Origin of the sequence: Nocardia sienata NBRC 100364 (assembly GCF_001613205.1) — a bacterium.
Classification (GTDB): Bacteria; Actinomycetota; Actinomycetes; order Mycobacteriales; family Mycobacteriaceae; genus Nocardia; species Nocardia sienata.
The window spans coordinates 404632-429025 of the sequence record NZ_BDBX01000004.1 but is presented as its reverse complement, the minus strand read 5'-3'; the positions used below and the strand labels follow the sequence as shown (position 1 = coordinate 429025).

22 protein-coding genes and 1 pseudogene are annotated in these 24394 nt (G+C 68.3%); 12 read left to right on the top strand and 11 right to left on the bottom strand.

Annotated elements, in window-relative coordinates; translation table 11 throughout:
- Genes NS4_RS05025 through NS4_RS05015 form a run of 3 tightly spaced genes read right to left on the bottom strand, consistent with a single transcriptional unit; the run spans position 1 to position 2674 of the window.
- Positions 1 to 651, bottom strand: a complete 651-nt coding sequence (locus NS4_RS05025; protein WP_063058421.1) for a PIG-L deacetylase family protein — start codon at positions 649 to 651, stop codon at positions 1 to 3.
- Entirely contained in the window at positions 648 to 1430 is a 783-nt protein-coding gene (locus NS4_RS05020) for a glycosyltransferase family protein (protein WP_063058255.1), read from the bottom strand. The genes NS4_RS05025 and NS4_RS05020 overlap by 4 nt, the downstream gene beginning before the upstream one ends.
- A complete protein-coding gene (locus tag NS4_RS05015; protein WP_063058254.1) occupies positions 1427 to 2674 on the bottom strand; it encodes a class I SAM-dependent methyltransferase in 1248 nt (415 codons plus the stop codon). The genes NS4_RS05020 and NS4_RS05015 overlap by 4 nt, the downstream gene beginning before the upstream one ends.
- Positions 2675 to 3101: 427 nt before the next feature.
- Between NS4_RS05015 and NS4_RS05010 the strand changes: the two genes are divergently transcribed.
- A complete protein-coding gene (locus NS4_RS05010) occupies positions 3102 to 4592 on the top strand; it encodes a sugar transferase (protein WP_063058253.1) in 1491 nt (496 codons plus the stop codon).
- A gap of 24 nt (positions 4593 to 4616) precedes the next feature.
- On the opposite strand, the gene NS4_RS31995 is transcribed toward NS4_RS05010, so the two are convergent.
- Entirely contained in the window at positions 4617 to 4763 is a 147-nt protein-coding gene (locus tag NS4_RS31995; protein WP_157105890.1) for a hypothetical protein, read from the bottom strand.
- A 210-nt stretch (positions 4764 to 4973) separates the two neighbouring features.
- On the opposite strand from NS4_RS31995, the gene NS4_RS05005 reads away from it, so the two are divergent.
- Positions 4974 to 5435 (top strand): SRPBCC family protein, encoded by a 462-nt coding sequence (locus NS4_RS05005; protein WP_063058252.1) that lies wholly within the window; start codon positions 4974 to 4976, stop codon positions 5433 to 5435.
- Between the two features lie 119 nt (positions 5436 to 5554).
- Here NS4_RS05005 and NS4_RS05000 read toward each other — a convergent pair whose 3' ends face one another.
- The gene (locus NS4_RS05000) at positions 5555 to 6481 is read right to left on the bottom strand and encodes a helix-turn-helix domain-containing protein (protein WP_063058251.1); all 927 of its coding nucleotides are present in this window, start codon (positions 6479 to 6481) and stop codon (positions 5555 to 5557) included.
- A gap of 239 nt (positions 6482 to 6720) precedes the next feature.
- Here NS4_RS05000 and NS4_RS04995 point away from each other — a divergent pair, with 239 nt between their 5' ends.
- Positions 6721 to 8298: a long-chain-fatty-acid--CoA ligase gene (locus NS4_RS04995; RefSeq protein WP_063058250.1), complete on the top strand. Its 1578-nt coding sequence runs from the start codon at positions 6721 to 6723 to the stop codon at positions 8296 to 8298.
- Positions 8299 to 8532: 234 nt separating this feature from the next.
- Entirely contained in the window at positions 8533 to 9039 is a 507-nt protein-coding gene (locus tag NS4_RS04990) for a GNAT family N-acetyltransferase (RefSeq protein WP_063058249.1), read from the top strand.
- A gap of 45 nt (positions 9040 to 9084) precedes the next feature.
- Here the strand turns inward: NS4_RS04990 and NS4_RS04985 are convergent, their stop codons facing one another.
- The gene (locus NS4_RS04985; protein WP_063058248.1) at positions 9085 to 9630 is read right to left on the bottom strand and encodes a TetR/AcrR family transcriptional regulator; all 546 of its coding nucleotides are present in this window, start codon (positions 9628 to 9630) and stop codon (positions 9085 to 9087) included.
- Between the two features lie 36 nt (positions 9631 to 9666).
- Between NS4_RS04985 and NS4_RS04980 the strand changes: the two genes are divergently transcribed.
- Positions 9667 to 10353, top strand: a complete 687-nt coding sequence (locus NS4_RS04980) for a lysophospholipid acyltransferase family protein (RefSeq protein WP_063058247.1) — start codon at positions 9667 to 9669, stop codon at positions 10351 to 10353.
- A gap of 28 nt (positions 10354 to 10381) precedes the next feature.
- On the opposite strand, the gene NS4_RS04975 is transcribed toward NS4_RS04980, so the two are convergent.
- On the bottom strand, positions 10382 to 12052 hold the full coding sequence (locus tag NS4_RS04975; protein ID WP_063058246.1) for an acyl-CoA synthetase: 1671 nt from the start codon (positions 12050 to 12052) through the stop codon (positions 10382 to 10384).
- A 226-nt stretch (positions 12053 to 12278) separates the two neighbouring features.
- Between NS4_RS04975 and NS4_RS04970 the strand changes: the two genes are divergently transcribed.
- On the top strand, positions 12279 to 13133 hold the full coding sequence (locus NS4_RS04970) for an oxygenase MpaB family protein (protein ID WP_063058245.1): 855 nt from the start codon (positions 12279 to 12281) through the stop codon (positions 13131 to 13133).
- Positions 13134 to 13152: 19 nt separating this feature from the next.
- On the opposite strand, the gene NS4_RS04965 is transcribed toward NS4_RS04970, so the two are convergent.
- Positions 13153 to 14046: an SAM-dependent methyltransferase gene (locus NS4_RS04965; protein WP_063058244.1), complete on the bottom strand. Its 894-nt coding sequence runs from the start codon at positions 14044 to 14046 to the stop codon at positions 13153 to 13155.
- The gene (locus tag NS4_RS04960) at positions 14043 to 15668 is read right to left on the bottom strand and encodes an aldehyde dehydrogenase family protein (protein WP_084486752.1); all 1626 of its coding nucleotides are present in this window, start codon (positions 15666 to 15668) and stop codon (positions 14043 to 14045) included. Before NS4_RS04960 ends, NS4_RS04965 begins: the two co-directional genes overlap by 4 nt.
- A 282-nt stretch (positions 15669 to 15950) precedes the next feature.
- Between NS4_RS04960 and NS4_RS04955 the strand changes: the two genes are divergently transcribed.
- The 6 genes and pseudogenes from NS4_RS04955 (at position 15951) to NS4_RS04930 (ending at position 22082) form a co-directional block, all read left to right on the top strand.
- Positions 15951 to 16886: a TauD/TfdA dioxygenase family protein gene (locus tag NS4_RS04955; RefSeq protein WP_063058243.1), complete on the top strand. Its 936-nt coding sequence runs from the start codon at positions 15951 to 15953 to the stop codon at positions 16884 to 16886.
- Positions 16887 to 17156: 270 nt separating this feature from the next.
- Positions 17157 to 17800: pseudogene (locus NS4_RS04950) on the top strand (ABC transporter permease).
- A gap of 64 nt (positions 17801 to 17864) precedes the next feature.
- Positions 17865 to 19151: an ATP-binding cassette domain-containing protein gene (locus NS4_RS04945; RefSeq protein ID WP_063058242.1), complete on the top strand. Its 1287-nt coding sequence runs from the start codon at positions 17865 to 17867 to the stop codon at positions 19149 to 19151.
- Positions 19148 to 19885, top strand: a complete 738-nt coding sequence (locus NS4_RS04940) for an ABC transporter permease (protein ID WP_063058241.1) — start codon at positions 19148 to 19150, stop codon at positions 19883 to 19885. Before NS4_RS04945 ends, NS4_RS04940 begins: the two co-directional genes overlap by 4 nt.
- Positions 19882 to 20868: a glycine betaine ABC transporter substrate-binding protein gene (locus NS4_RS04935; protein ID WP_063058240.1), complete on the top strand. Its 987-nt coding sequence runs from the start codon at positions 19882 to 19884 to the stop codon at positions 20866 to 20868. The genes NS4_RS04940 and NS4_RS04935 overlap by 4 nt, the downstream gene beginning before the upstream one ends.
- A 170-nt stretch (positions 20869 to 21038) precedes the next feature.
- On the top strand, positions 21039 to 22082 hold the full coding sequence (locus tag NS4_RS04930) for an FAD-dependent oxidoreductase (protein ID WP_063058239.1): 1044 nt from the start codon (positions 21039 to 21041) through the stop codon (positions 22080 to 22082).
- Positions 22083 to 22238: 156 nt separating this feature from the next.
- Here the strand turns inward: NS4_RS04930 and NS4_RS04925 are convergent, their stop codons facing one another.
- Entirely contained in the window at positions 22239 to 22721 is a 483-nt protein-coding gene (locus tag NS4_RS04925) for an STAS domain-containing protein (protein ID WP_063058238.1), read from the bottom strand.
- 360 nt (positions 22722 to 23081) lie between these two features.
- Positions 23082 to 24296 (bottom strand): phospholipase D-like domain-containing protein, encoded by a 1215-nt coding sequence (locus NS4_RS04920; protein ID WP_063058420.1) that lies wholly within the window; start codon positions 24294 to 24296, stop codon positions 23082 to 23084.
- Positions 24297 to 24394: the final 98 nt, after the last annotated feature.

The window sequence follows — 24394 nt, the reverse complement described above, 5'->3', positions numbered from 1 at the left end:
CTACACACCTCCCAGATCGAGGACGGCCTTGGTAAGTTCGAACCCCTCCGCGTACTCGCTGTGGCACTGCACGCCACGGATTCGCGCCAGGCCGAGGAACGCGGCCTCGTCGAACCAGTCGCGGTGGGCTTGGGAGGGATAGCTTTCGGCCAGCAGCCGGGCCTTCTCCGCGGCGATCTCCGGTGCCACCGGATGCAGGACGACCGGCCGGGGCGTATCGGTATCCCATTTGAGGATTTCGTAGCCGAGTACCAGATGATCACGGAATTCCGTGGTCACCAGTTCGGCCAGCAGGCGGTGGTCCTGATGGGCGTCGCCGCGCTGTGGGGCGAAGACGAGCTCCGGGTCGGTATCGCGCCGGAATCCGGCGAGCGCGCTCTTGACCCGGTCCCAGTGCGCCGGGGCCCGCCCGTCCGGCACGTCGAGCACCGTCAGGTCCAGATCGGCGTCCACGCAGAAACGTTGGAGGGCGGCGCTCTCCTCCGCCGCGCGGGCGGTACCACCGCCGGACAGGACGAGCGCCCGCACGCGGAGTCCCGGATTTCCGCGGGTCAGGGTGAGCAGGGTCGCGCCCATCCCGATGGCGATATCGTCGCAGTGCGCGCCGAGCAGCGCGACCTCGGTGAGTCGCGCGGGTGCGAGAGTGATCACGAAGCGGCCCGCTCCCAGACCATCCACGGGCGGTCGCCCCGGTGGTATCCGGCGTCGAGTTCGGCGCGTTCTTTGAACGTATCGGCCGGTTTCCAGAAGCCGTCGTGCCGGTACCCGTAGAGCCGGCCGAGCGCGGCCAACGCCCCGCAGCTGTCCTCCACCAGGTCACCGCCCTCCGGCAGATGATCGAAGATCTCCTGGGTGAGTACGAAGTAGCCGCCGTTCTCCCAGATCGGCAATTTGCCGACCGCGGTGATCTGCTTGACCTCACCACTGGGCAGCACGTCCACGCAGTGGAACGACGACTGCGGCGGCACGATCATCATCGACGCGGCGGCGCCGGAGGCGGTGAACCGGTCGATCATCAGGTCCAGCGGGGCGTCGGTGAGCACATCGGAGTAGTTGGCCAGAAACATCTGGTCGCCCTCGAGGTAGGGGCGCACCCGGCGCAACCTTTCCCCGATGGCCGATTCCAGGCCGGTATCGACGAAGGTGATCGTCCAGTCGGCGATATCGGAGTGCAGTAATTCGACCCGGCCGTCGCGGATGACGAAATCGTTGGACATCGTCTCCTGATAGGTCAGGAAGAAATTCTTGATGTGGTGGGCGCCGTAGCCTAGACAGAGAATGAATTCGGTATGCCCGAAGTGCGCGTAGTAGCGCATGACATGCCAGATCAGCGGACGCGGGCCCACCATCTGCATCGGTTTGGGCGGGCTGTCGTTCTCCCCGCTGCGCATCCGCATTCCGTACCCACCGCAGAACAACACGACCTTCATCGCGCGGCGACCTCCGCCGGGCTCGGCGCGACCACCCGGACGGTGGGCAGCGGGAACACCAGCTGTCCACCCCATTCCCCGATATGACGCAGCTGCCGGGTGAGTTCGATCTCCAGATTCCAGGGCAGCACCAGTACGAAATCGGGTCGGTCGGTGGCGATCCGCTCCGGGGGATGGATCGGTATGCGGGTGCCCGGGGTGTATCGGCCGTGCTTGTAGGGGTTGCGGTCCACCGTGTACTCGAGCAGGTCGGGGCGGATACCGCAATAGTTGAGCAGGGTGTTGCCCTTACCGGGCGCGCCGTAGCCGACCACCCGCCGGCCGGCAGCTTTCTGGTCGAGCAGGAAGCGCAGTAGGTCCTGGCGTACCCGTTCGGCCTGTTCGCGCAGGGACCGATAGCCCTCGACGGTGTGCAGACCGGTATCCGCCTCGATCGCCAGTAGTTCCGCCACCCGCGGCGACGGTTCGGCCACCGCTTCGGGCCGCGCCCAGATACGCAGGGATCCGCCGTGGGTCGGCAGTGTTTCCACATCCGCGACCGCCAGCCCGGCCGTGGCCAGCGCCCGCTGTGCCGAGGCGAGGGTGTAGTACTGGAAGTGCTCGTGGTAGATGGTGTCGAACTGGCCGTGCCGGACGAGATTCAGCGCGTGGTGTACCTCGATCGAGATCCAGCCGTCCTCGGAGACCAGTGTGCGCAGCGCGCGGGTGAAACCGCGCAGGTCGGGGATGTGGGCGTACACGTTGTTCGCGACCACCAGGTCCGCGGCACCGTATTCGGCGCGAACCCGCCGGGCCGAATCCTCGGTCAGGAACTCGGTCAGTGTCGGCACGCCGGCCGTCCGTGCGGCGGCGCCGACGTTCGCCGAGGGTTCGATGCCCAGGCACCGGATACCGGCCGCCACCACATTGCGCAGCAGGTAGCCGTCGTTGCTCGCGACCTCCACCACGAATGAATCCGGGCCCAGCCCCAGCCGGGTGACCGCCGCGCCGGTGAACTCGCGTGCGTGCCGCATCCAGGACTCGGAATAGGAGGAGAAGTAGGCGTATTCGGTGAAGGTCTCCTCGGGCGTGATGAGCGCCGGGATCTGCAGCAGCAGACAGTCCACGCACACCCGCAGATGCAGTGGATAGGTGGATTCCGGCAGGTTTAGCTGATCCTCGGAGAGGAAACTCTCGCAAGGAGGTGTCGCTCCCAGGTCGACAACACTGGTCAGCCGGGACGACTCACACAAACGACAATGCACTCGGGCTCCACTCGAACGGTCACGTACATCGGCGGCGCCCCGCAGCCCCGAGAAGCATCTTCTCTCTGCCGATCGACGGAAAAAATAGCACCGATTCGGCGCATCTGCGACACGGTCCGGGCGGACTTTTACGTAGAAGTGACCTATGGCATATGTTCAGCAAACCCTGTAACGATCGGCGCCCGGATAACGATGGTGGACAACCGAAATGGGCCCTTTCCCGGTATTCGGCACCGATGTGGAGCCTCCTCCGGTGGTAATTCCGATTCCAGCACTTGTGCCCGGCGTCGATGGGGGCAATACTTCTGCAACAAGATCGGCCCGGCCTACGTGTTTCGAAGGCCGGGCTTCCTGGAAAAAGCGTGTGATCTGCTGTCGCGCACGACAGCCGGGGCACGGTCGTTCGAAGTTCAAGCGGGTACGTTTCATGGTTCTGGATCTCCGTGTGGTCGGTGGCGCGGTCGATTTGCACCTGCCGAATCCCGGTGACCGGGACTCCTGGCGTGCCGGATATGTCCGTCGGCTCGCCCGGACCGATATCGCGGTGGTCACCGCGGCGGCCCTGTGCGCGCAACTGTTCAGCATCGCGCCCGGGCACTCCCTGGGCTGGGAATTCGAGCCGCGCACCACCGCGCTCACGCTCGGCATCGCGGCAGGCTGGTCGATTCTGCTGGGCTGGAACGGCTCCCGTTCGCCCCATACCGTGGGCGCCGGCGCCGACGAATACCGCCGGCTGTTCTCGGCCACCCTCCAGCTGTTCGGCACGATCGCGATCGTCTCGCTGATCCTGCGCGTCGATATCGCGCATGCCCACCTGGTGATCGCGCTCCCACTCGGTCTGCTCGGCCTGATGTCGACCCGGGCGCTGTGGCGCGCGCACGCGGTGCGGCGCCGGGCGCTGGGCCGCTATCGCCGCTCGGTCCTGGTCGTCGGCAGTCCGGACGCCGCCCGTGCCGTCGCGACCGCGCTGTCCGCGCAGGAGATGCACGGCTATCACGTCGTCGGGGTCTGCACCCCCACCGGGGACGCGCTCGACGAACCCGCCACTCTGCGAGTGGGGCAGCGCGATATCCCGATCGTCGGCAACGACCGGTCGGTGCGCAGCGCAGTACGTCGCATCGGCGCCGATACCGTCGTCGTCATGGCCACCGACCGGCTGGGCCCCCGCGATATCCGCCGACTGGCCTGGGACCTGGACGCGTTCGGCACCGAACTCATCGTCGCCCCCGGAATCATGGACATCTCCGGCACCCGGATGTCGAGCCAGGTGCTGGCCGGTATCCCGATGCTGCACATCGAACGGCCCCAGTACGACCGGGCCCTCTCGTTCGGCAAGGCGGTGTTCGATCTGTGCTTCTCCGCGCTGGTCCTCACCGCCATCGCGCCGGTACTGCTGGTACTGGCCGCCGCCGTCAAGTTCACCAGCGCCGGGCCGGTCTTCTATCTTTCGGAGCGGATCGGGATGGACGGTAAACCGTTCCGGATGATCAAGTTCCGCAGTATGTACGTGCGGGCCGACCGGGAAGCCGCCTCACTGATCAGCGCCCACGGCGGCAACCCGCTGTTCTTCAAACTCAAGGACGATCCACGGGTGACCCCGGTGGGCCGGTTCCTGCGCCGATACAGCCTCGACGAGCTACCACAGTTCTTCAATGTGCTGTTCCGCGATATGAGCGTCGTCGGACCGCGACCGCAGGTCCGTCGCGAGGTCCACTCCTACGACGGCGTGATGCGCCGGCGGTTGCTGGTGCGCCCCGGGATCACCGGACTGTGGCAGGTCAGCGGCCGCTCGGACCTGTCCCCCGAGGAATCGGTGGAACTGGATATCTCTTATGTGGAGAACTGGTCGATGCTGCTGGACCTGCGGATCATCGCCCGCACCCTGCGGGCGGTCGCCAGGGGCGAAGGCGCCTACTGACCCCGGCCGCGGGTGCGGGGGCGGTCAGAGCAGGGCCAGCGCCAAGCTGACGAAGGCCATGAGGGCCATCCAGGCGATCAGTAGGGAGCGCGCGGACCCCGGACGCCCGAACCGGGTCGTCATCATGGCGGCCGGTCGACGGCTCGTGTGTGTCGTGGCGACGGTGCCCACGGTCCACCTCCTCGAAAGAGTTTGTGTACCTGTCGAAGCCGGGCTTCCCCGAATCCGTCCGGTCAATCCGCCGACCCGATCTTCGACAGCGGGGTTTGTGCCCCCGGGGCCGGGGTAGCCGCTCGACGTACCGAAGCCGACTGCCCGGCCGGCCGGTGCCGCCGAACCACGGCGGCAGCGGTCACCGGACCCGAGGGAGGTTGTTGTCCCATGAGCACTGTCACCGCGTCCACCGAGGTCAAGGTACCGATTCGCACCGCGTACAACCAGTGGACGCAGTTCGAGTCGTTCCCGCACTTCATGGAGGGTGTCGAACGAGTCGACCAGATCGACGACACGCATACGCATTGGAAGATCAAGGTCGGCCCCGCCGAGCGTGAATTCGACGCCACCATCACCGAGCAGCATCCGGAGGAGCGGGTCGCCTGGCGCTCGGTCAGCGGTCCGGAGCACGCCGGTGTCGTGACCTTCCACCGTATCGATGATTCGACCACCCGGGTGATCACCCAGATGGATATCGATCCGGAGGGGCTCGCCGAGAACGTTGCCGACAAGGTCGGCCTGCTGGATCGCCGGGTGAAGGGCGATCTGGAGCGGTTCAAGAATTTCATCGAATCCCGGCCCCAGGAGACCGGGGGCTGGCGCGGGGACGTTCCGCGCCCGGGTAACTGACGCCGCCGCTCCGCCCCTGCCTGCGCCGCGCGAACCACTGGTTCGTGCGGCGCGGTGCTGTCGACACCGCGCCCGTAGCGGGACCGGCGCACCTGACTGCGCCGGTGCGTCGGCTCCGGTCACCCGCCGCGCGGCTCCAGCGACCGGCCGAGAGCGGTGTGCAGCCAATCCTGGGTGGCTCCGGTGGTGTGCGGGGTGCCGAGCGCCCGGGCGGTCAGCAGCCAGTACCGGGTGACCGCTGGATGGCCGGTCGCGCCGGCCGCCAGCCGGCGGCGGAAGGCGGGCGTGTCCCGGCAGCCCCGGGCCCCGGCATGCGCGGCGACGAACAGGTCCAGTTCCGGGCCGGGCCCGGGGTCGGCACCGTCGAGTAAGCGCTGTGCGGCGCCGGTGTGCGCGTGCGCCAGCTCGGCCATCAGGGCCCGCTCGTCGCGGACCGACTCGCGCTCGGACAGCCACAGTTGACGGGATATCTCCCGTCCGAGTTCGGCGCTGCGCGCCAATTCGGTCAGCTCGGCGACCGCGAGAACATGGCCGGGGGTGGGCATCGCCGGCACCGCCGGGATATCCATAGCCACGAACTCGTCGAAGAGTCCCGGCGGCATCGCGGCCAGGACGCGGCGCCAGAAGCCGACGAGTACATCGCGCGCCGCGCCGCGTTCGGCCACCCCGGCCAGCCGCGCGAGCGTCCCCCGACGGTCCTCGTCGCGAGTCTCCTCGAGCGCGAGCAATATCGCGTGCCGCCACGACAGTGCGCCGAGTTCGGCTTCCACCGCCACTCGCTCGGCGGCCACGGCGCCGCGGGTGGTGTCCTCGTCGGCGAGTATCGCGGCGATCACGGTCAAACCGAGTCCGAGAGCGCGCAACCTTTGGATCGAGGTCAATCTGGTGAGGGTTTCCTCGGTGAACACCCGATGGCCGCCGCTGGTGCGCCCTGCAGGCAGGAGCTGCTCGTCGCAGTAGAACCGGATGGTCCGGATGGGGACACCGGTTCGCCGCGATGCTTCCCCGATGCTCACCGCACCGCGCAAATCTGTGATGTGGGTCACTGGCCGGCCACCGCCTGATCGCGACGGATACGGAGTGGTCGGCCGGAACAGGCGTTCCGCTGGCCGCGCCGATCGCCGAAATACTGCTGCTGGTCACCGGCCGGATATCGGCGGGGGATCGGGCCGGATCGGCCTGATCGAGGGTTCCGGTGGGTCCGGGCGGGTATGGCGAATGCGGTCCGTGCGTGAGGTGACCGGCGTACGCTTCGCATCGATCGACCCGAGATGTGGAGCCCGCCATGGCCAGTAGTTCACAGCCGATATCTCGAGGAATGACCGCCGGCGCACAGCTGGCGCGGCATGCCCGCAAGATCCCGGACACCCCGGCGCTGCGGTTCGCCGGAGTCTCCCGAAGCTACCGAGAACTGGACGAGCGCGTCTCCCGGCTGGCCGGCGCCCTGCGGGCCCGTGGTATCGGCCCGGGGGATCGGGTCGCCGTTCTCGGCCTCAACTCGATGGAGATCGTGGAAGCGTTCCTGGCCACGAACCGGCTCGGCGCGATCGGCGTGCCCATCAATTTCCGGCTGGTGGCCGGGGAAATCGCCTACCTGCTGGCGGATTCGGGCGCGACAGCGGCCGTGGTCGACGCGCGGTTGGCCACCCCACTGGCCGAAGCCCGCCGGGAGACACCGCGGTTGCGGTCCTGTCTGGTTATCGGGGGCAGCGGTGGCGAGGACGGTGAGGACTACGAGGTAGCGCTGCGCGAGGCGGACCCCGCGTTCGCCGCACCGGCCGTCGACGAGCGCGACCCGGCGTACATCATGTACACCTCCGGTACCACCGGACGCCCCAAGGGTGCGGTGCTGACCCACGACAACCTGCTGCTGCACGCGTTCAGTGTCGCCCTACACCAGGGCGTATCCGGTGATGACCGGGTCGCGTTGAACGGTGCGCCGCTGTTCCATATCGCGGGTCTGTCGAGCTACCTGATGTGCCTGCTGCCCGGGGGAACGTTCGTGATCACGCCCTCGGGTGGTTTCGACCCGGCCGCCTCGGTCGAACTATTGGCGCGCGAGCGGGTTTCGAGCTGTTTCTTCGTCCCGGCGCAATGGCAGGCGATCTGCGCGCTCCCGGGGATCGCGGACTACGATCTGTCCGCGCTGCGGCAGATCTCCTGGGGCGCGGCCCCGGCCTCGACGACCCTGTTGCGCACAATGATCGAAACCTTCCCGCAGGCCTCGGTGTCGACCGCGTTCGGGCAGACCGAATGCAGTCCGGTCACCTGCACGCTGCGTGGGGAGGACGCCATCCGCAAGATCGGTTCGGTCGGTACCCCCATCCTGAATGTCGAAATCCGGATCGTCGACGACGAGATGAACGATGTGGCGCCCGGAGAGGTCGGTGAGATCGTCTATCGTGGGCCGACGGTGATGCGGGAATACTGGAACAAACCGGAGGCGACCGCGGAGGCATTCGTGGGCGGCTGGTTCCATTCCGGCGATCTGGTGCGCCAGGACGAGGACGGCTACCTGTACGTCGTCGACCGGAAGAAGGACATGATCATCTCCGGTGGCGAGAACATCTACTGCGCCGAGGTGGAGAACGTACTGGCCGGGCATCCCGGGGTCGCCGATATCGCCTTGATCGGCGTCCCGGATCCCAAATGGGGCGAGACCCCGCTGGCGGTCGTCGTGCCGGTCGACTCCGCCGCCCCGCCCACCGCCGCGGATATCGAAGCCTTCGCCCGGACGCGACTGGCCGGCTACAAATGTCCCCGGGAGATCGTGGTGGTCGCCGAACTGCCGCGCAACGCGAGCGGGAAAGTGCTCAAAACCGAACTCCGCGCGAAGTACTCGGCACCCGCCTCGCCGGTCTGACAGTTCGTGGCGATCCTCACCGCGTGCCCCTCGGCGCGATGCGTGGCCTCCGCTGCCTCGTATGCGGGCTTGCCCGCGCGCGGGCCTGCGGCTACTCTCGGCGATCGATTCGTGCTCGGCGGACGAGGAGGTTGATGAATATGGCCCGCCCAGGCCTGTTTCAGCCTGCCCTCACCCGGTTCGCGCACCACTGACTCGCGCGGCCGGATCGCTTTTCCACGATCTGGAGTTGTCGTGTCCAATTCTTCGCACACCGATCCCGCCGCTATCGGCACCGCGCGCCTGATTCTCCGTCTCTGGACGCCGGACGATCTCACCGCCGTACGAACCGGCGTCCGGGCCCAGGCCTGGGCCGCGGATTTCCCTGCCGACGGTGACCGGGAGATAGTGGAGGTCCTCGCCGTCCGGCCGCACTGGCTGGATCGCTTCGGCCACCGGATGGTGTCCGAACGCGGTAGCGGCCTGGTGGTCGGGTCCATCGGATTGTTCTGGCCCCCGGTCGACGGTGTCCTCGAACTCGGCTACGGCATCGTGCCCTCGCGCCGGGGACGCGGGTACGCGACCGAGGCCACCCGGGCGCTGGCCGATTATGCCCTCACCGCACCGGGCGTGCACACCGTGTCGGCGTCGGTGGAACTCGTCAATCCCGCCTCGGTGCGGGTACTGGAGAAAGCGGGCTTCGCTCGTGTCCACTCGGACGGGGCGCGTGCGGAGTTCCGGTTGACCCGTTCCGTCCGATGACGATCGCCGCGGCGGGATCTGTCCGGATCCCGCCGCGGCGGTGGTTCATCCGAGCGCGTCCCGCACCACCCGCTCGATCAGTGCGTCGATATCCACGCCGGGAGCGGCCAGGGTGAGTGCGCCGGTGGTGGAGAGTACGGCGATACCGTGCACGCCCACCCACAGCGCGGTGGCGGTGGTGAGCGGGTCGGGAGCCGGGTGGATGGCGCGCACTCGGTTCAGCAGCCGATCGAACAGGGGTTTGGACACCGAGCGCAGACCGGCGCCGGATCCCTCGAGTAGATCGTGCCGGAAGATCAGGGTGAACATCGCCGGCCGGGCCGCGGCGAATTCGATATAGGCCCGCGCCCATCCGGCGATATCGGCGGTGGCGTCGCCGGCCTCGGTGAGAGCCCGTGCCAGATCACGCAATCCGATCTCGGCGATGGCCCCGAGCAGTGCCTTGTGGGTCGGGAACCAGCGCCGGGGCGCACCGTGTGACATGCCGGCGCGCCGCGCGATCTCCCGTAGGCCGATCTCGGTCGAACCGGTTTCCTCCAGCAGGTCGACACCGGCCTGGACCAGTGCGTTCCGGGTTGCGCTCGCAGTCATGTAGACATTGTCTACCCGCTCGGGTGGACAATGTCTATGTCTCTGTGGAGCGCATTCTGCTACCGGCTGTGCCGGTATGTCCTCATCGGTCCCGCGCTCTGGCTGCTCGGACGGCCGGAAGTAAAAGGGCGCGAGCACCTTCCGCGTCGCGGGCCCTATATCGTCGCCGCCAACCATCTGGCGGTGCTGGACTCCTTCTACCTCACCCGGGCGCTACGCCGGCAAGTGTTCTTCCTGGCCAAATCCGATTACTTCGACCGCCCCGGCCTCATGGGCCTGGCCCAGCGCTGGTTCTTCCGGGGTGTCGGCCAGATCCGCGTGGACCGCCGGGGCGGGCCCGGCGCCACACCCGCGCTCACCGCCGCGATCGGCATCATCGAACGCGGCGGGGTCTGGGGTATCCATCCGGAAGGGACCAGATCGCCCGACGGCCGGCTCTACCGGGGGCACACCGGCGCGGTCCGGGTCGCGATGGCCACGGGTGTGCCGCTGTTCCCGGTGGCGATCACCGGCACCCGATCCGATCCGGGGCGCCCGTGGTGGCGCAGACGGGTGACAGTGGAAATCCTGCCCGCGCTCGATATGGCCCGGTATGGAGCCGCCGGGCACGGGGCCCGGCGGGCGACCGACGCGCTGATGCGGACGCTCGCCGACCGGACCGGCCAGCAATACGTCGACGAGTACGCCCGCCGTCACCGTCCGGAACACGACCTGGCGGCCTGAGCGCGCCGCGCCCGGGCCGCCGCGGCTTTCAGTCCGGTTTCCCCGCGGTGGACTGCGCCGACCCGGATTCGTCGGCCGCCACCAGTCGGCGCCGCATCAGCTTGCCCGTCGCATTGCGGGGAAGTTCGTCGAGGAAAATCACATCGCGCGGTACTTTGTGGCGCGCCAGGTTCGCCTTGACGTACTCCCGGATATCCGCCTCGCTCACCGTCACATCCGCGGCGGGGACGACGAAAGCCCGCAGGCGGGTGCCGAAATCACGGTCGGGTACTCCCACCACCGCCGCTTCGAGGATGTCCGGTCGCTCGACGAGTAGATTCTCCACCTCCAGCGGGAAGACGTTCTCGCCTCCGGAGACGATCATGTCGTCGTCGCGGCCGTCGATGAACAGCCGGCCCTCGGTGTCGAAATGCCCGACATCGCCGCTGGACAGCAGCCCGTCGACGATTTCCTTGTGCCGACCGTCGGTGTATCCGCCGAAACTCAGCCCGCTGGACACGAAGATGGTGCCCACGGCCCCGGGCGTGGTGATCCGGTTGCGCTGTTCGTCGTAGAGGGCGACGCGGCAGCCGACGGGCGGCTTGCCGACCGTGCCGGGAGCTTCCCGCATATCCTGCGGCGTCGCCACCGCCGCGACGGCGACCTCGGTGGACGCGTACAGGTTGTAGAGCACGTCACCGAACGCTTCGGCGGTGCGGCGGCTCAGGTCCGGGGAGACCGGGGAGCCGGCGGAGAAAACGACCCGCAGCGACGAGGTGTCGTACTCGGCGAGCACCTCGGGGCCGAGATCGATGATGCGCTGCAGCATTGTCGGCACCACGACCAGGCTCGCGGCACGATGCGCGGCGACGGCGGCGAGTGTCGCGCGGGGGTCGAATCGACCCTGCCGGAACACGATTTTGTTACCGAGCGCCCAGCCGAGAGCGAACTGGGAGAGTCCGGTGCCGTGGAAGATCGGCGCGGCCATCACCATGGTGTCGTCGCGCGGGATCGGGATCCGATCGAGGAACTGGGCCGATTGCAGGGGCGAAACCTTGTCCCGGGGAGCGCCTTTGGGAGTCCCGGTGGTGCCGCTGGTCAGGATCACGGTACTGCCCGGGTGCGGCGGCGGCGCGGTCGCCGCGGTGGAGTGCGCCGCGATCAACGCCTCGATCGTGGGGGTGTCGCCGGATTCGCCCCAGGTGAGAAAACGTGGAGTGGCCGCCGGGATCGCGTCGAGCAGACCGATGAACTCGGCGTCGAGCAGCAGCGCGCCGACCTTCTCGCGCCGGGCGACATCGGCGAGCTGCGGCCCGGCGAACCCGGTGTTCATCAGGACGACGCGGGCACCCAGTTTGCCCGCGCCCAGCAGGGCCAGCACCATGCCGCGGTGATCGCGGCACAGGGCCGCCACCACGGATTCGGCGCCGATACCGCTCGCGGCGAGGCCGCGGGCCAGGGCATTGGACTGCGCGTCGAGCTGGTCGAAGGTGAGCGTGCCGCGGTCGTCGGCGATGGCCTCGGCCGCGCCGTCGCGCCGGGCAGCGGCCCGCAGCACCGTCACGAACGGCCCGTGGATCCGCGCGTCCCGGACCGTGCGGAACAGTTCGTCGGGGCGCTTCATATCGAGCATTCCGCGTCGGCGCAGCACACTCACCGCGGCCAGCGATTCGGTCACCGAACGCAGCGCCGCGCGGGGTGCGGGCAGGTTCGTCGGCATAGGTCACCTCCAGAGAACGGAACAGTCCGACCGGGGCGCGGGACTACGCGGCGCCGGGGCGGCCGATTGGTTCGGCCAGGGTAGCTCAGGTCCAGAATGATCGTTCACTTATTGGGCAATGTCCGTGCGTAGACGATATGGCGATCTCGTACCGCGGATTCACATCGGCGACTTTAGAGTATGAGAGAATGGAAGAAGCTTTCTATCATTCTTGCATGGAGGTCCAATGTCGCGCCCAGCGTCACCGGCATCGAGCGCCGATCCGCCCGACGAGGTTGTCCGCCGCAAATACCTGGCCGGTCCCGCCGCCTTGCTCGGCGGCCCGGCCAATGTGGTGATGCAGCTGAGCCAGGCACCGGTGGGCCGCGGGGTCGTGGAGAGCACCGTGGACAGCGGCCGGTTCGATCTACACCCGCGCAAACGCGGCCGCACGACGCTGACCTATCTCGCGGTGGCCATGCTGGGCACCGACGAGGAACGCGCCGCCTACCGCGAGGCGACCAACACCTCGCATCGCCAGGTCCGGTCCAAGCCGGGCAGCCCGGTGAAGTACAACGCGTTCGACCCGGAACTGCAGCTGTGGGTCGCCGCGTGCGTCTATCGCGGCGTCGTCGATTCATTGGAATACCTCTACGGCCCGCTCGACGCCGATCACGCCGACGAGCTGTACCGGGAGTCGAGCAGATTCGGGACCACGCTGCAGATGCGCCCGGAGATGTGGCCGGCCGACCGGGCCGCGTTCGCCGAGTACTGGGAGCGCAAGTCCGCGCAGATCTCGATCGACGACGAGGTGAAAAGGTATCTGCGGGAACAGGTCGTGGAGCTGGGGCCGTACGGGCGTGTCGAACGGGTGCTGCTGCGGCCCGTCAACCGGTTCTTCACCACCGGCTTCCTGCCCCAGCGGTATCGGGACGAGCTGGGGCTGGCCTGGAGCCCGCGGCGCCAACGTGCCTTCGAGCTGATCATGCGCGGGATCGGTACCGTGATGCGGCTCGGGCCCGAACGCTGGCGGCTGTACCCGCTGGACAAGCATCTGGCCGATATGCGCCGGCGCCGGGCGCTGGGCAAGCCGCTGGTCTGAGCTGCAGGCCCACCGGCGCTCAGTGTCGCCGGGCGGTGACCAGGCCGTTGCGGGCCGCCTCGGCGAAACGTTCCAAGAGGGTGTCGCCGAATGTGGGTAGTTCGCGGTGGTAGGCGGCCGCGCGTTCGTAGGTGTCGGAAACCTCGGCATCCCAGCCGTGCCGGGCCAGCCAGGACTGTGCGGGCTCGTCCACACCGCCGCCCTGCCACATCGCGGTGAGCTCCGCGCCGGATTCGCCGGCCACCGCGGCGGCCATCAGCGCAACCGCGTCCACGTGCAGGTACTCGATCGACAAGAGGCTCCCGGCGGCGGATCGGTCACTGATCTCGGCCAGCAACCGGTCGTTGTGCTCGGGGCTCAGATAGCTGAGCAGCCCCTCGACGAGCCAGGCCGTGGGAGTGCACGAGTCGAACCCGGCCGCGACCAGCGAACTGCCCCAGTTCTCGCGGAGGTCGGCCGGCACCGTCATCCGCCGGCCGGCCGGGCGCGCGCCGCGCGCGTCGAGGACCCGCTGTTTGAATGTGAGCATCTCGGCGGTGTCCAGTTCGTACACGACGACCTCCGGCGGCAGCGGAAGCCGGAAGGCCCTGGTGTCCAGTCCGGCCGCGACGATCACGACCTGCCGGACGGTGCGGGTGGCGTCGAGGATGTAGTCGTCGAAGAAGCGGGTGCGGATGGGCAGGTAGCTGCTGAAGGAGTCCCACATCCGCGCCGCGTCGTCGCCGCCGACGGGCTGCTCGACCTCGACGGCGGCCAGGAAGTCGGCGGCGTAGGGATCGACGAACAGATGGTCGGCACGGGCCGACTCCGCGGCCCGCGCGGCGGCGACCATCAGCGCGGTGCGGCCGACACCCGTGGGGGCCACCGGTCCGGATTCGCCGGGCGTGCTGGAGGAGGAACCGGAAGTGGTCACGGCTTCAGCCTAGAGCGGTCGCGCAGGCTGTCGGGGGACCGGCGCGAGTGTCGTGGCGCCGAGCCCGGCCTGCCACGATCGGTGTGGCGCCGGGCCGCTGTCCTACTCGACGCACCGCCGGGAACTCGAGCGAACCAGCCACCCACCGCCGGTGCGGTGTTGTGCCAGATGTGCTTGGTCTCCTGATACTCGGCCAGCCCGCCGGGACCGAGTTCGCGGCCGATACCGGAACGCCCGAATCCACCCCATTCGGCCGCGGGAGTGTAGGGGCCGAAGTCGTTGAGCCACACCGTACCGTGCCGCAGCGCGCGAACGATCCGTTCGCCGCGCGCCGCATCGCCGGTGCGGACTCCGGCGGCGAGGCCGTAGGACGTGTCGTTGCCCAGTTCGACGGCCTCGGCCTCGGTGGTGAACCTCTCCACGGTCAGTACGGGGCCGAAGGTCTCCTCCTGGACGATCCGCATATCGCGCCGGCAGCGGTCCAGCACGGTCGGCAGGTAATAACTGCCCGCGGCCAACCGGGGATCCTCCGGCCGCTTGCCTCCGGCGACCAGTACCGCGCCTTCGGCGAGACCGCGGGCCACATGAGTCTCCACCACGGCGCGATGCTCCGGGGACACCAGCGGTCCGGTCTGCGACGCGGGATCCGTCCCGGGGCCGACCCGGATCCGGCCCGCGCGCCGGGCGAGTTCCGCGACGAATTCGTCGGCGATCGACTCCTCCACGATGAGCCGGGTACCGGCCGAGCACACCTGGCCCGAATGCAGGAAGGCGCCGGTCAGGGCGGCGTCGATCGCGCTGTCGCGGTCCGCGTCGGCGAAGACGATATGCGGGTTCTTACCGCCCAGTTCCAGGGCCACCCGGGTGATGCGCGGGGCGGCCCGCGTGGCGATGGCCGCCCCGGTGGCGGCACCGCCGGTGAAGGAGATCAGATCGACCTCGGGTGCCCCGGTGAGCGCCGACCCCACCACCGGTCCCGCACCCGGGACGAGGTTCACCACACCCGGCGGCACCCCCGCCTGTTCCAGTACCCGGACCAGGGCGATCGTGCTCAGCGGAGTGAGCTCGCTGGGTTTGATGACCACCGTGCAGCCGGCCGCCAGCGCGGGAGCGACCTTCCACGACATCTGCAGCAGCGGGTAGTTCCACGGCGCGATCAATGCGCACACGCCCACCGGTTCCCGGACAACGCGGCTGATCACCGCCGGATCGCCGGTCTCGACGACCCGGTCGCCGGTGGTGCCGATGAGTTGCGCGTAGTAACGGAACACCGCGATGACGTCGTCGATATCGATATGGCTCTCGCGCAGGGTTTTGCCGGTGTCCAGTGTCTCGATCCGGGCGATCCGGTCGCGATATCCGGTGAGGAGTTCGGCGGTGCGCAGCAGGAGCGCGGCCCGCTCCGCGACCGGCGTGTCCGGCCACTCGCCCGTGGCGAACGCGGTACGGGCCGCGCCGATCGCACGCCGCCCATCCACCTCACCCGCCTCGCCGATCGAGGCGATCACCGCGCCGTCGGCCGGATCACGGATCTCCCGGTGCCCGCCCGCGACCGGTGCGACCCATTTACCGTCGATATAGAGGTGCGGCGCGCACAGCAACGGATCCTCGGCGAGGATCATCTCGATAACTCCCTCTCGTTGCGGGTTCGCCGGCGGTGTGCTCGCCCGACGACGGCTGCCTCCGCCCGCGGCCCGCATTCTAGGGTCGGCGGCCCGCCCCCGGCGGTGCGGCCGGTGCGGCAGCGGCCGCTCCGGCCGGGTGCGCGGGCGGGATGAGCAGGGCGGCGTCCGGTTCGCCGAGTGATTGCCCATTACGATCCCGATGACCGAAAACCTGGGCGCGGTGGCCCCGCGGTGGTTTCATCCCACTCGATCGTCAGATTCGAGCGAGAGGCCACGGCCATGTCCGTCGACACTGTTGACACCGCCACCACCGTGCAGGTGACCAAGCTCGGTACCCATATCGGCGCGCGGATCGACGGGGTCCGGCTCGGCGGCGACCTGTCCCCGGCGACCGTGACCGGTATCCGCGCGGCGCTCGCCGAGCACAAAGTGATCTTCTTCCGCGGCCAGGACCACCTCACCGAGGACGGACAGTACGAGTTCGCGGAACTGCTCGGCACTCCGACGACCCCGCATCCGACGGTCAGATCGGCCGGGGTGAAGAGCCTGGCCATCGATTCGCGCCTCGGCCGCTCGAACAGCTGGCACACCGATGTCACCTTCGTCGACCGGATTCCGAAGGCGTCGATTCTGCGCGCGGTCGTCCTGCCGAGCTACGGCGGCTCCACTACCTGGGCCTCCACCGTCGCCGCCTACAATTCGCTGCCCGAACCGCTGCGGCTGCTGGCCGAGAACCTGCGTGCGCGGCACACCAACCTGTACGACTACGCCGCCACCGCCGAGGACAACCCCGACGAGGGTGCCACCGCCTACCGGCGCGAATTCGAGTCGAGCTATTTCGAGACCGAGCATCCGGTGGTGGAGGTACATCCGGAGACCGGTGAACGGGCCCTGCTGCTCGGCGGATTCGTGAAGCAGTTCGTGGGCCTGGCGGGCACCGAATCGCAGGCTCTGTTCCGGCTGTTCCAGGATCGGATCACCCGGCTGGAGAACACCACTCGCTGGAACTGGGCGCTGGGCGATGTAGCGATCTGGGACAACCGCGCCACCCAGCACTACGCGATCGACGACTACGACGGAAACGAGCACCGCCGGTTGACCCGGATCACGCTGTCCGGTGGCATTCCGGTCGGGGTCGACGGTAGACCGAGCACCGTGATCTCCGGTGACGCCGAATATTATTCGGCCGTCGACTCGCCGGCCCACGCGGCGTGAATGCGCTCGCCCGGCGGAAACGCACGCTCGGTCACCCACCACCGGAATTGTTGGAATTCCCGGTGAGTGAAACTCTGGACAGTGCTGTGCCGAATCGCATCGCCGCCGGTAGCGGTCGCGCACCCGCACGGAAGTGGCGGCCCGTTGCCGTATCCGCCGCGCGCCTTCCGAATTCGACCGGGCGGTATCGATTAATCTCTTACAGCTTGCGCGTCCGATGACTCCGCACGGACGGGCGCCGAACGATTTCCGGCCGACGATGGGGAGCCCGTGAATCTGTGGAGCTATATCCGAGGGCGGGGTGAGCTGCTGACATTTCTCACGTATCAGCATGCCTCCCTGGCATTCCAGACGGTGCTGGTCGGAACTGTCGTCGCCGTCCTCATCGCTGTCGCGGTCTACCGGTTGCCGCTGCTGTCGGCCCTCTCGCTGACCTCCAGCCGGGTCGCCCTGACGATACCCTCGCTGGCGCTGCTGGCATTGCTACTGGTGCCCTTCGGGCTCGGTGTCGTCCCGTCGTTCATCATGCTGGCGTTCTTCGCGGCCCTGCCGGTGATCGGCAACGCCATCGTCGGTTTGCGGTCGGTACCGGCCTCGGTCGTCGAATCCGCCCGGGGGATCGGGTTCTCGCGGTTGCGCATTCTGCTCACGGTGGAGCTGCCCATAGCCTGGCCGGTGATCCTCACCGGGATCAGAGTGTCCACCCAGATGATCGTCGGTGTCGCGGCCATCGTCGCCTCGTGCTCGGCCCGGGGCTCGGCTCGCTGATCTTCAACGGGCTGTCGCGGCTCGGCGGCGCAAACGCTCTCGAAATGGCTCTTACCGGAACAATTCTCATCGTGATCATCGCGTTGGTCTTCGACGCGCTACTCGTTCTGCTCGGACGCCTCACGATCGCGAAGGGACTGTCATGATGCGGTACCTCCGCCAACGCTGCGGTCTCCGCGGACCGTATGAACTCGCTTCGAAGGAGGCCCCATGACCGGCGATACGACGAGCAGCGGCACGGCCACGGCGACAACCGAGCGTACGGTCACCGGCGCAACGATCACCCTGGACTCGGTCGTCAAACGGTTCAAGGGGCAGCGCAAGCCCGCGGTCGAACGCCTGGACCTCGAGATCCCCGCCGGCGAGATCGTCGCCTTCGTGGGCCCTTCGGGTTGCGGGAAGACGACCACCCTCAAGATGATCAACCGCTTGATCGAACCCACCGAAGGCCGGATCTTCATCGACGGTCGCGACGTCACCCGCGAGGATCCCGACAAACTGCGGCAGTCGATCGGCTACGTCATCCAGTCCGGCGGATTGTTCCCGCACTGGTCGGTCGCCAAGAACGTGGGGGCCATCCCGCGCGTGCTCGGCTGGGACAAGTCGCGGATCGCCGAACGCACCGAATACCTGCTGGATCTGGTCGGCCTCGACCCGGCCACCTTCGCCGACCGGCTCCCCAAGGATATGTCGGGTGGCCAGCAGCAGCGTGTCGGTGTGGCCCGTGCCCTGGCGGCCGATCCACCGGTGTTGCTGATGGACGAGCCGTTCGGCGCGGTAGACCCGATCACCCGGGCCCGGCTGCAGGACAGTCTCATCGCGATCCAGCACGAGCTCGGCAAGACCATCGTGATCGTCACCCACGATTTCGAAGAGGCGACCAAACTCGGTGACAAGGTGCTCGTCCTCTCCGAGGGCGGGCATGTGGAGCAGTACGCGAGCCCGGAGGACATCCTCACCGATCCCGCTACGCCGTTCGTCGAGGAGTTTGTCGGCTCCGGCGCGAAACTGGCGTATCTGACCGTCTCGCGCGTCCGTGATATCCCGTCGGACAAGGTGGTCACCGCCCGGATCGGCGAATCCGCGCCGGCGGTGATCGAACGGGCGAAAGCCGCCGGGCACAGCTGGGTGGTCGTCGTGGACGGCGCCGGGCGGCCGCGGTCCTGGCCGACTCTCACCGAGCTGGCCGCCAAACCCGAGGTTTCCGATTTCCTCGACCGCCGGCTGCCGGTGGTCGCGCGGTCCTCGACGCTCAACGACGCACTGGACGCCATGCTCGCGACCAGCCAGGGCGCCGCGCTGATCACCGACGGCCGCGGCGCGGTGGTCGGCTCGCTGAGCATCGACTCGGTGACCGAGCTGATCCGGGACAAACTCGCCGAAGCCCGCGCCGACGGGCCGGACGCGTCCTATGTGACCTACATCGACGGCACCGATCCGGCGCCGACCCCGGTGGTCGCCGCCGACGACGAACCCGGATCGCTCGAGCCGTCATGAACCGGTTACGCCGTCTCCCGCTCGATGTGTGGTTCGAACCGCTCATCATCGCGGTCATCGGTATCGGCTACCTGCTGTGGTACCGCTCGACGACGTTCACCGCGACCGAGCAGGCCTCGCTGGCCTGGGGGAATCTGCGCAACACCATCGTCGCGCATATCGAACTGACCGTGGTGGCCACGGTCATCGTGGTGGTGATCGCCATTCCGCTGGGTATCGCGCTGACCCGGCCCGCGCTGAAGCGGTTCGAGCCGATCGCGGTCAATATCGCCAATGTCGGTCAGGCGGCTCCCGCCGTCGGCCTGCTCGTGCTGTTCACGTTCTGGCTGGGAACCGGTTTCCGCACGGCGATAGTCGGTCTCGTGGTCTACGCCGTCCTGCCGATTCTGCAGAACACGATCGTCGGGCTGCGGCAGGTGGATCAGCGCACCATCGAGGCCTCGCGGGGGATCGGCTACTCGGGCACCCGGACACTGCTGCAGGTGGAACTCCCCCTGGCGGTCCCGGTGATCCTCAACGGTGTCCGCACCGCACTGGTCATCCTGGTCGGTACTGCCACGCTGAGCACCTTCATCGGCGCGACCAGCCTCGGCACGCTGATCACCACCGGCGTCACGCTGTTCCTGCCCAAACTGCTCATCTCCGGTGCGATCCTGGTCGGGCTGTTGGCATTGACCATCGACTGGCTGGGCCGACTCGTCGAACTGGCCGCGACCCCGCGAGGTGTGTCATGAGTCCGGCGCCGGCACGACTGGCCGCCACAGTTTCCGTTCTTCTCGCGGTGATCTCGCTGCTCGCCGGATGTGGCCTGGTGAGTTCGTCGGGCACCTTCCACGACGCGCGCCTGCCGGACGGGCAGCGACCGCTCGACGGCGCGAAACTGGTGGTGACCTCGAAGAGCTTCACCGAGGGTGTGCTGCTCGGCAAGATCACCGCCACCTATCTCGCGGCCGCCGGCGCGCAGGTCACCGATCTCACCGGGGCGCCGGGTTCGGCCTCCTCCCGCCAGGCCCAGCTGGGCGGCGACGCGGATATCCTTTGGGAGTACACCGGCACCGGATGGGTCAACTACCACAACCAGACCGAGACCATCTCCGATCCCCAGGAACTGTGGCAGCGCGTCCACGATATCGAGAAGCGCGACTACGACCTGGAGTGGATGCCACCGGCCAATTTCAACGACACCTACGCGTTCGGCGCGTCGACCCCCACCGCCGAACGGCTGGGCGTGAGATCGCTGTCCGAGGTCGCGGCACTTCCCGTCGGCGATCGGACCTTCTGCGTCGACGACGAATTCTTCAGTCGCTCCGACGGTTTCATTCCGATGCTGCAGAAGTACGGGATTCCCTACAACGATCCCGACGGTGTGCCGGCGGGCAATGTCACGCGGATGGACGCCGGAGTCGTCTACACAGCGACGGCCAAGAGCGCTCCCTGCAATTTCGGCATGATCTACACCACCGACGGCCGGGTGAAGAACCTGAACCTGGTCGTGCTCGACGACGACCGGAAATTCTTCCTGCCCTACAGCGGGACCGCGGTCGTGCGCGGCGAGATCATCGACCGTTACCCGCGGCTGGCACCGTTGCTCGCCGTCATCTCCGAGCATCTCACCGATGATCTGATGCAGGACCTCAACGGCCGGGTCGATATCGACGGCGAGGATCCCGCCGATGTGGCCTACGACTGGTTGAAGAGCGAGGATCTCGTCGAGTAGACCGGATGGGTTGCCGGTCTTGTATGTTGGCCCCGGGGATCGGATTCCCGTCCGGTGACGGACGGGCAGGTGTATCCCGGATCCCGAGCACCGCCCCGGGCGGAGAGCGACTGTGGTCGCCGGTCGCCCACTGATCGGTTATGTGCCCGCCACTCGCCGAAGGAGCTCCGATGATCACCATCCTGGGAAGCGGTATCGCCGGAACCGCGCTGGCCGGCGCACTGTCGAGGGCCGGGCGGCCGGTGACGGTCTACGAGCAGCGCGACGGCGGGGGAGGCGGGGCCTTCCTGATCCTCGACGGCCGGGGCCACCGCGGTCTCGTATCTCTGGGTGTGCCGGAGGCAGAACTGCACGCGGCCTCCTATCCGCTGAGCGAACTGCGGTACACCCCCGACGACGGCGTGACGCGGCGGCGGCCCAGCGAGGGACACCGGTTCTGGTTGCGCAGCGATCTGATCGCGGTGCTGAAACGGTTCGCGGTACACGCGGGCGCCGAGATCAGTTACGGCAGCCCGGTCGCCGAGGTCGCGGTCGACGCCACGACCGGGCACACCACCCTGCGTATCGGCGACCGCACGGTGACGGCGCGGGATCTGGTGATCGGTGCCGACGGTATCGACTCGGTGGCACGCGCGGGCACCGAACCCGGCCGGACCCCGGAGTACGCAGGCGATGTGGTGGTCTATGGAATGACCACGACTCCTGTCGAATGCCCTACCGACCCATTCGTCCTGCACTTCCACGCCGAGGCGGCCTCCGGTACCCGCCCGGCGGCCACCTTCGGCCATATCTGGCGGCCCGGCGCCGATTCGGCGCTGTGGTTCCTGCGCATCGAGCGGGAACCGCTACCGATCGCCGACACCGGGATCGTGCCGGTGCGGAACTGGGCCGCGGCGGTGGTGGAGTCGGCACCGGGCTCCGTGCGGGAACTGACGGCGACACTGGTCGCGGCCACCGAGCAGGTCCATGTTTCCAACGCGCGCAATGTCGCGCTCGCGACTGCGGCGGTGCCGGTCGCCCCCGTGATCCTGGTCGGCGACGCGGACCACGCCATCACGCCCGCGGCGGGCGTGGGAGCGCGCGAGGGTATCGAGGATATCGAAGCGGTGCACCACGCGATCGTCAGCGGCGGCTCTCCGGCCGAGGCCATGATCGCCCGCCGTCGCGTGATAGCCGAGGAGCGTGACCGGGTGGCCCGCAGAATGCGAGCCTGATCCGAGAGGTGCCACCGCGGCCGCCGCCCGACACCGCGACGGCCATCTTCAGCGATATCGGGCGTGAGTTCGTGCCCCGGTGGGGCGCGGTTTCCGCGGCCGAGCGCTGATTGCGAGAGTGCGCGGCCGCGACACTCGGCCGGCGGTGGTTGCTGATCAAGGTGCGCCCGGGACGGCGGTCGCGGCGTCCGGGAGGTCGCTGTGCCCGGTGACGCCCGTGCCCGGTAGCTCGCGCGTCCGTGCCGGGCAGCCTGTCCCCGAGCCGTCCGAAACCACCTCCGGTGGCCGATGTCGGAGGTGAACAGCGGTCAGCGCGCTCACCACTGTCGAACGCACCGGTAGCAGCGCGGCACGGGTATCGGCGCGGGCGATCCGGGCGATGGCCGGATCGCCGGTGACCAGGGAGATATCGATCCCGTCGCGCCGGTACTGCGCGGCGACGTCGGACAGCGCGGCGAGGCTGCGCAGTGACAGGAAATCGAGTCTGGTGGCGTCGACGACGAGCGCGCCGTGGGGGCTGGTCACCGTATCCGCGGCGGCCCGCACCTGCTGCCGCCACAGGGCCAGGGTGAAGGCGTCCGCCTGCCCACGTACTGCCAGGACGACGATGTCGCCACGGCGGCGGACCCGGAAACTCAACTGGTCATGAGGCGACCGCCAGGGTACGGAAGGCGAAGGCGGTGAGCGGTGAGCAGAGGGGCGGTTCATACTGCACTCGAATCGGTTCGAGACGCGTTGCGCATCCTGGTGGGAGCGGCTCTGTGCTCTCAAAGCCAACTCATGATCCCCGTACCCGCAGCCTATGTGCCCGCTCCGCGGGGAGCCGAATCCGGCGCCGAAGCCTTCGTTTCGTGGACCTACCCGCCTGCGCGCGGCCGGCCCCACCCGGCGGCCGGCCGCGCGCACCGGCCCGGCGGCCCGGCGACCGAGCGGCCCGGAAGCGAAGCCACTGTCGTCGTTTTCCGGCCACGTGCGGACCCGGCCGGCCGATGAACGGCGTCACAGGTATCGGCGGATCGGCAGCATCGCGGCCTCCCGGGCGCGCTGCACAAGTGAACGGCGCTGCCAGCGGGTTTCTTCGATCAGCTCACTGACCTTGGCGTCGGCGTCGAAATGCTCATCGAGTGTCGCGGTGAACTGTTCGTCCAGCACCACGAGCATGATCTCCTCGTCGTGGTCCAGCGAGCGCCGGTTGAAGTTCGTCGATCCCACCAACGATGCGATCCCGTCCACCGTGATGACCTTGGCGTGCATCATCGTCGGCTGGTATTGCAGGATCTTCACCCCGCAGGCGAGCAGGTCGCTGTAGAAATGCTGACCGGCCAGCTGGCATACGCGTTTGTCGGTGTGGGGGCCGGGCAGCAGGATCTCGACCTCCACCCCGCGTCGTGCGGCGGCGCAGAGGAGTTCGATGAAGTAGGCGTCCGGCGAGAAGTAGGCCGTGGCCAGCCGTAGCCGCTGTTCTGCCGATTCGATGACCACTCGCAGCAGTGTCTGCATATCCTGCCAACCGAGACTCGCCGACCCGCGGACCACCTGGACGACCGCCGAACCGTGATGCTGCTGCGGTGCGAAGCGGTCGCGCTCGTCGAAGAGCGCGTCATGGCATTCCGCCCAGTTCTGTGCGAAGGCGGCCGCGACGCCGTCCACCGCAGGGCCCTCGATCCGCACATGGGTATCGCGCCATTCATGTTCGTTGCGTGCGTCGCCGCACCATTCCTCGGCGATACCCACCCCACCGGTGAACGCGGTGCGCTCGTCGACAACCAGCACTTTGCGGTGACACCGGTGGTTCTGCTTGAGCGGAGACAGCGCTATGGGACGCCGGAACCAGGCCACCTGGACTCCCGCGCGTTCCATGAGGGTCAGCAGGTCTTTCTCGATCGACCGGCTGCCGAAGCCGTCCAGCAGCAGCCGCACCCGCAGGCCGGCCTCGGCGCGGTCGGCGAGCGCGTAGGCGAACTGCCGGGCGATATCGCCCTGCCAGTACACGAAGGTCATCATGTCGACGGTGTGCTCGGCATTACGGATGGCGTCGAGCATCGCCGGGAAGATCTCGTCGCCGTTGCGCAGCGCGACCAGTGCGTTCCCCTCGGTGGCGGCGACCCCGAGGAGCCGTTCCAGTCGCCTGCGCATACGGACCGCCGCGGTGGGGGAGTCCGCGCAGGGAGACGCCGACTCGGCGGGCTCGCGTAGATCTCGGGTACTGGTCACGATGAACTCCTCTGCCTGCACACCGAGCGCCACACCGGCACGGGCGCTTCCTCGATGTGCTCCGACCTTAACCGGCGGTACCTTCTCCGCTACGCGGT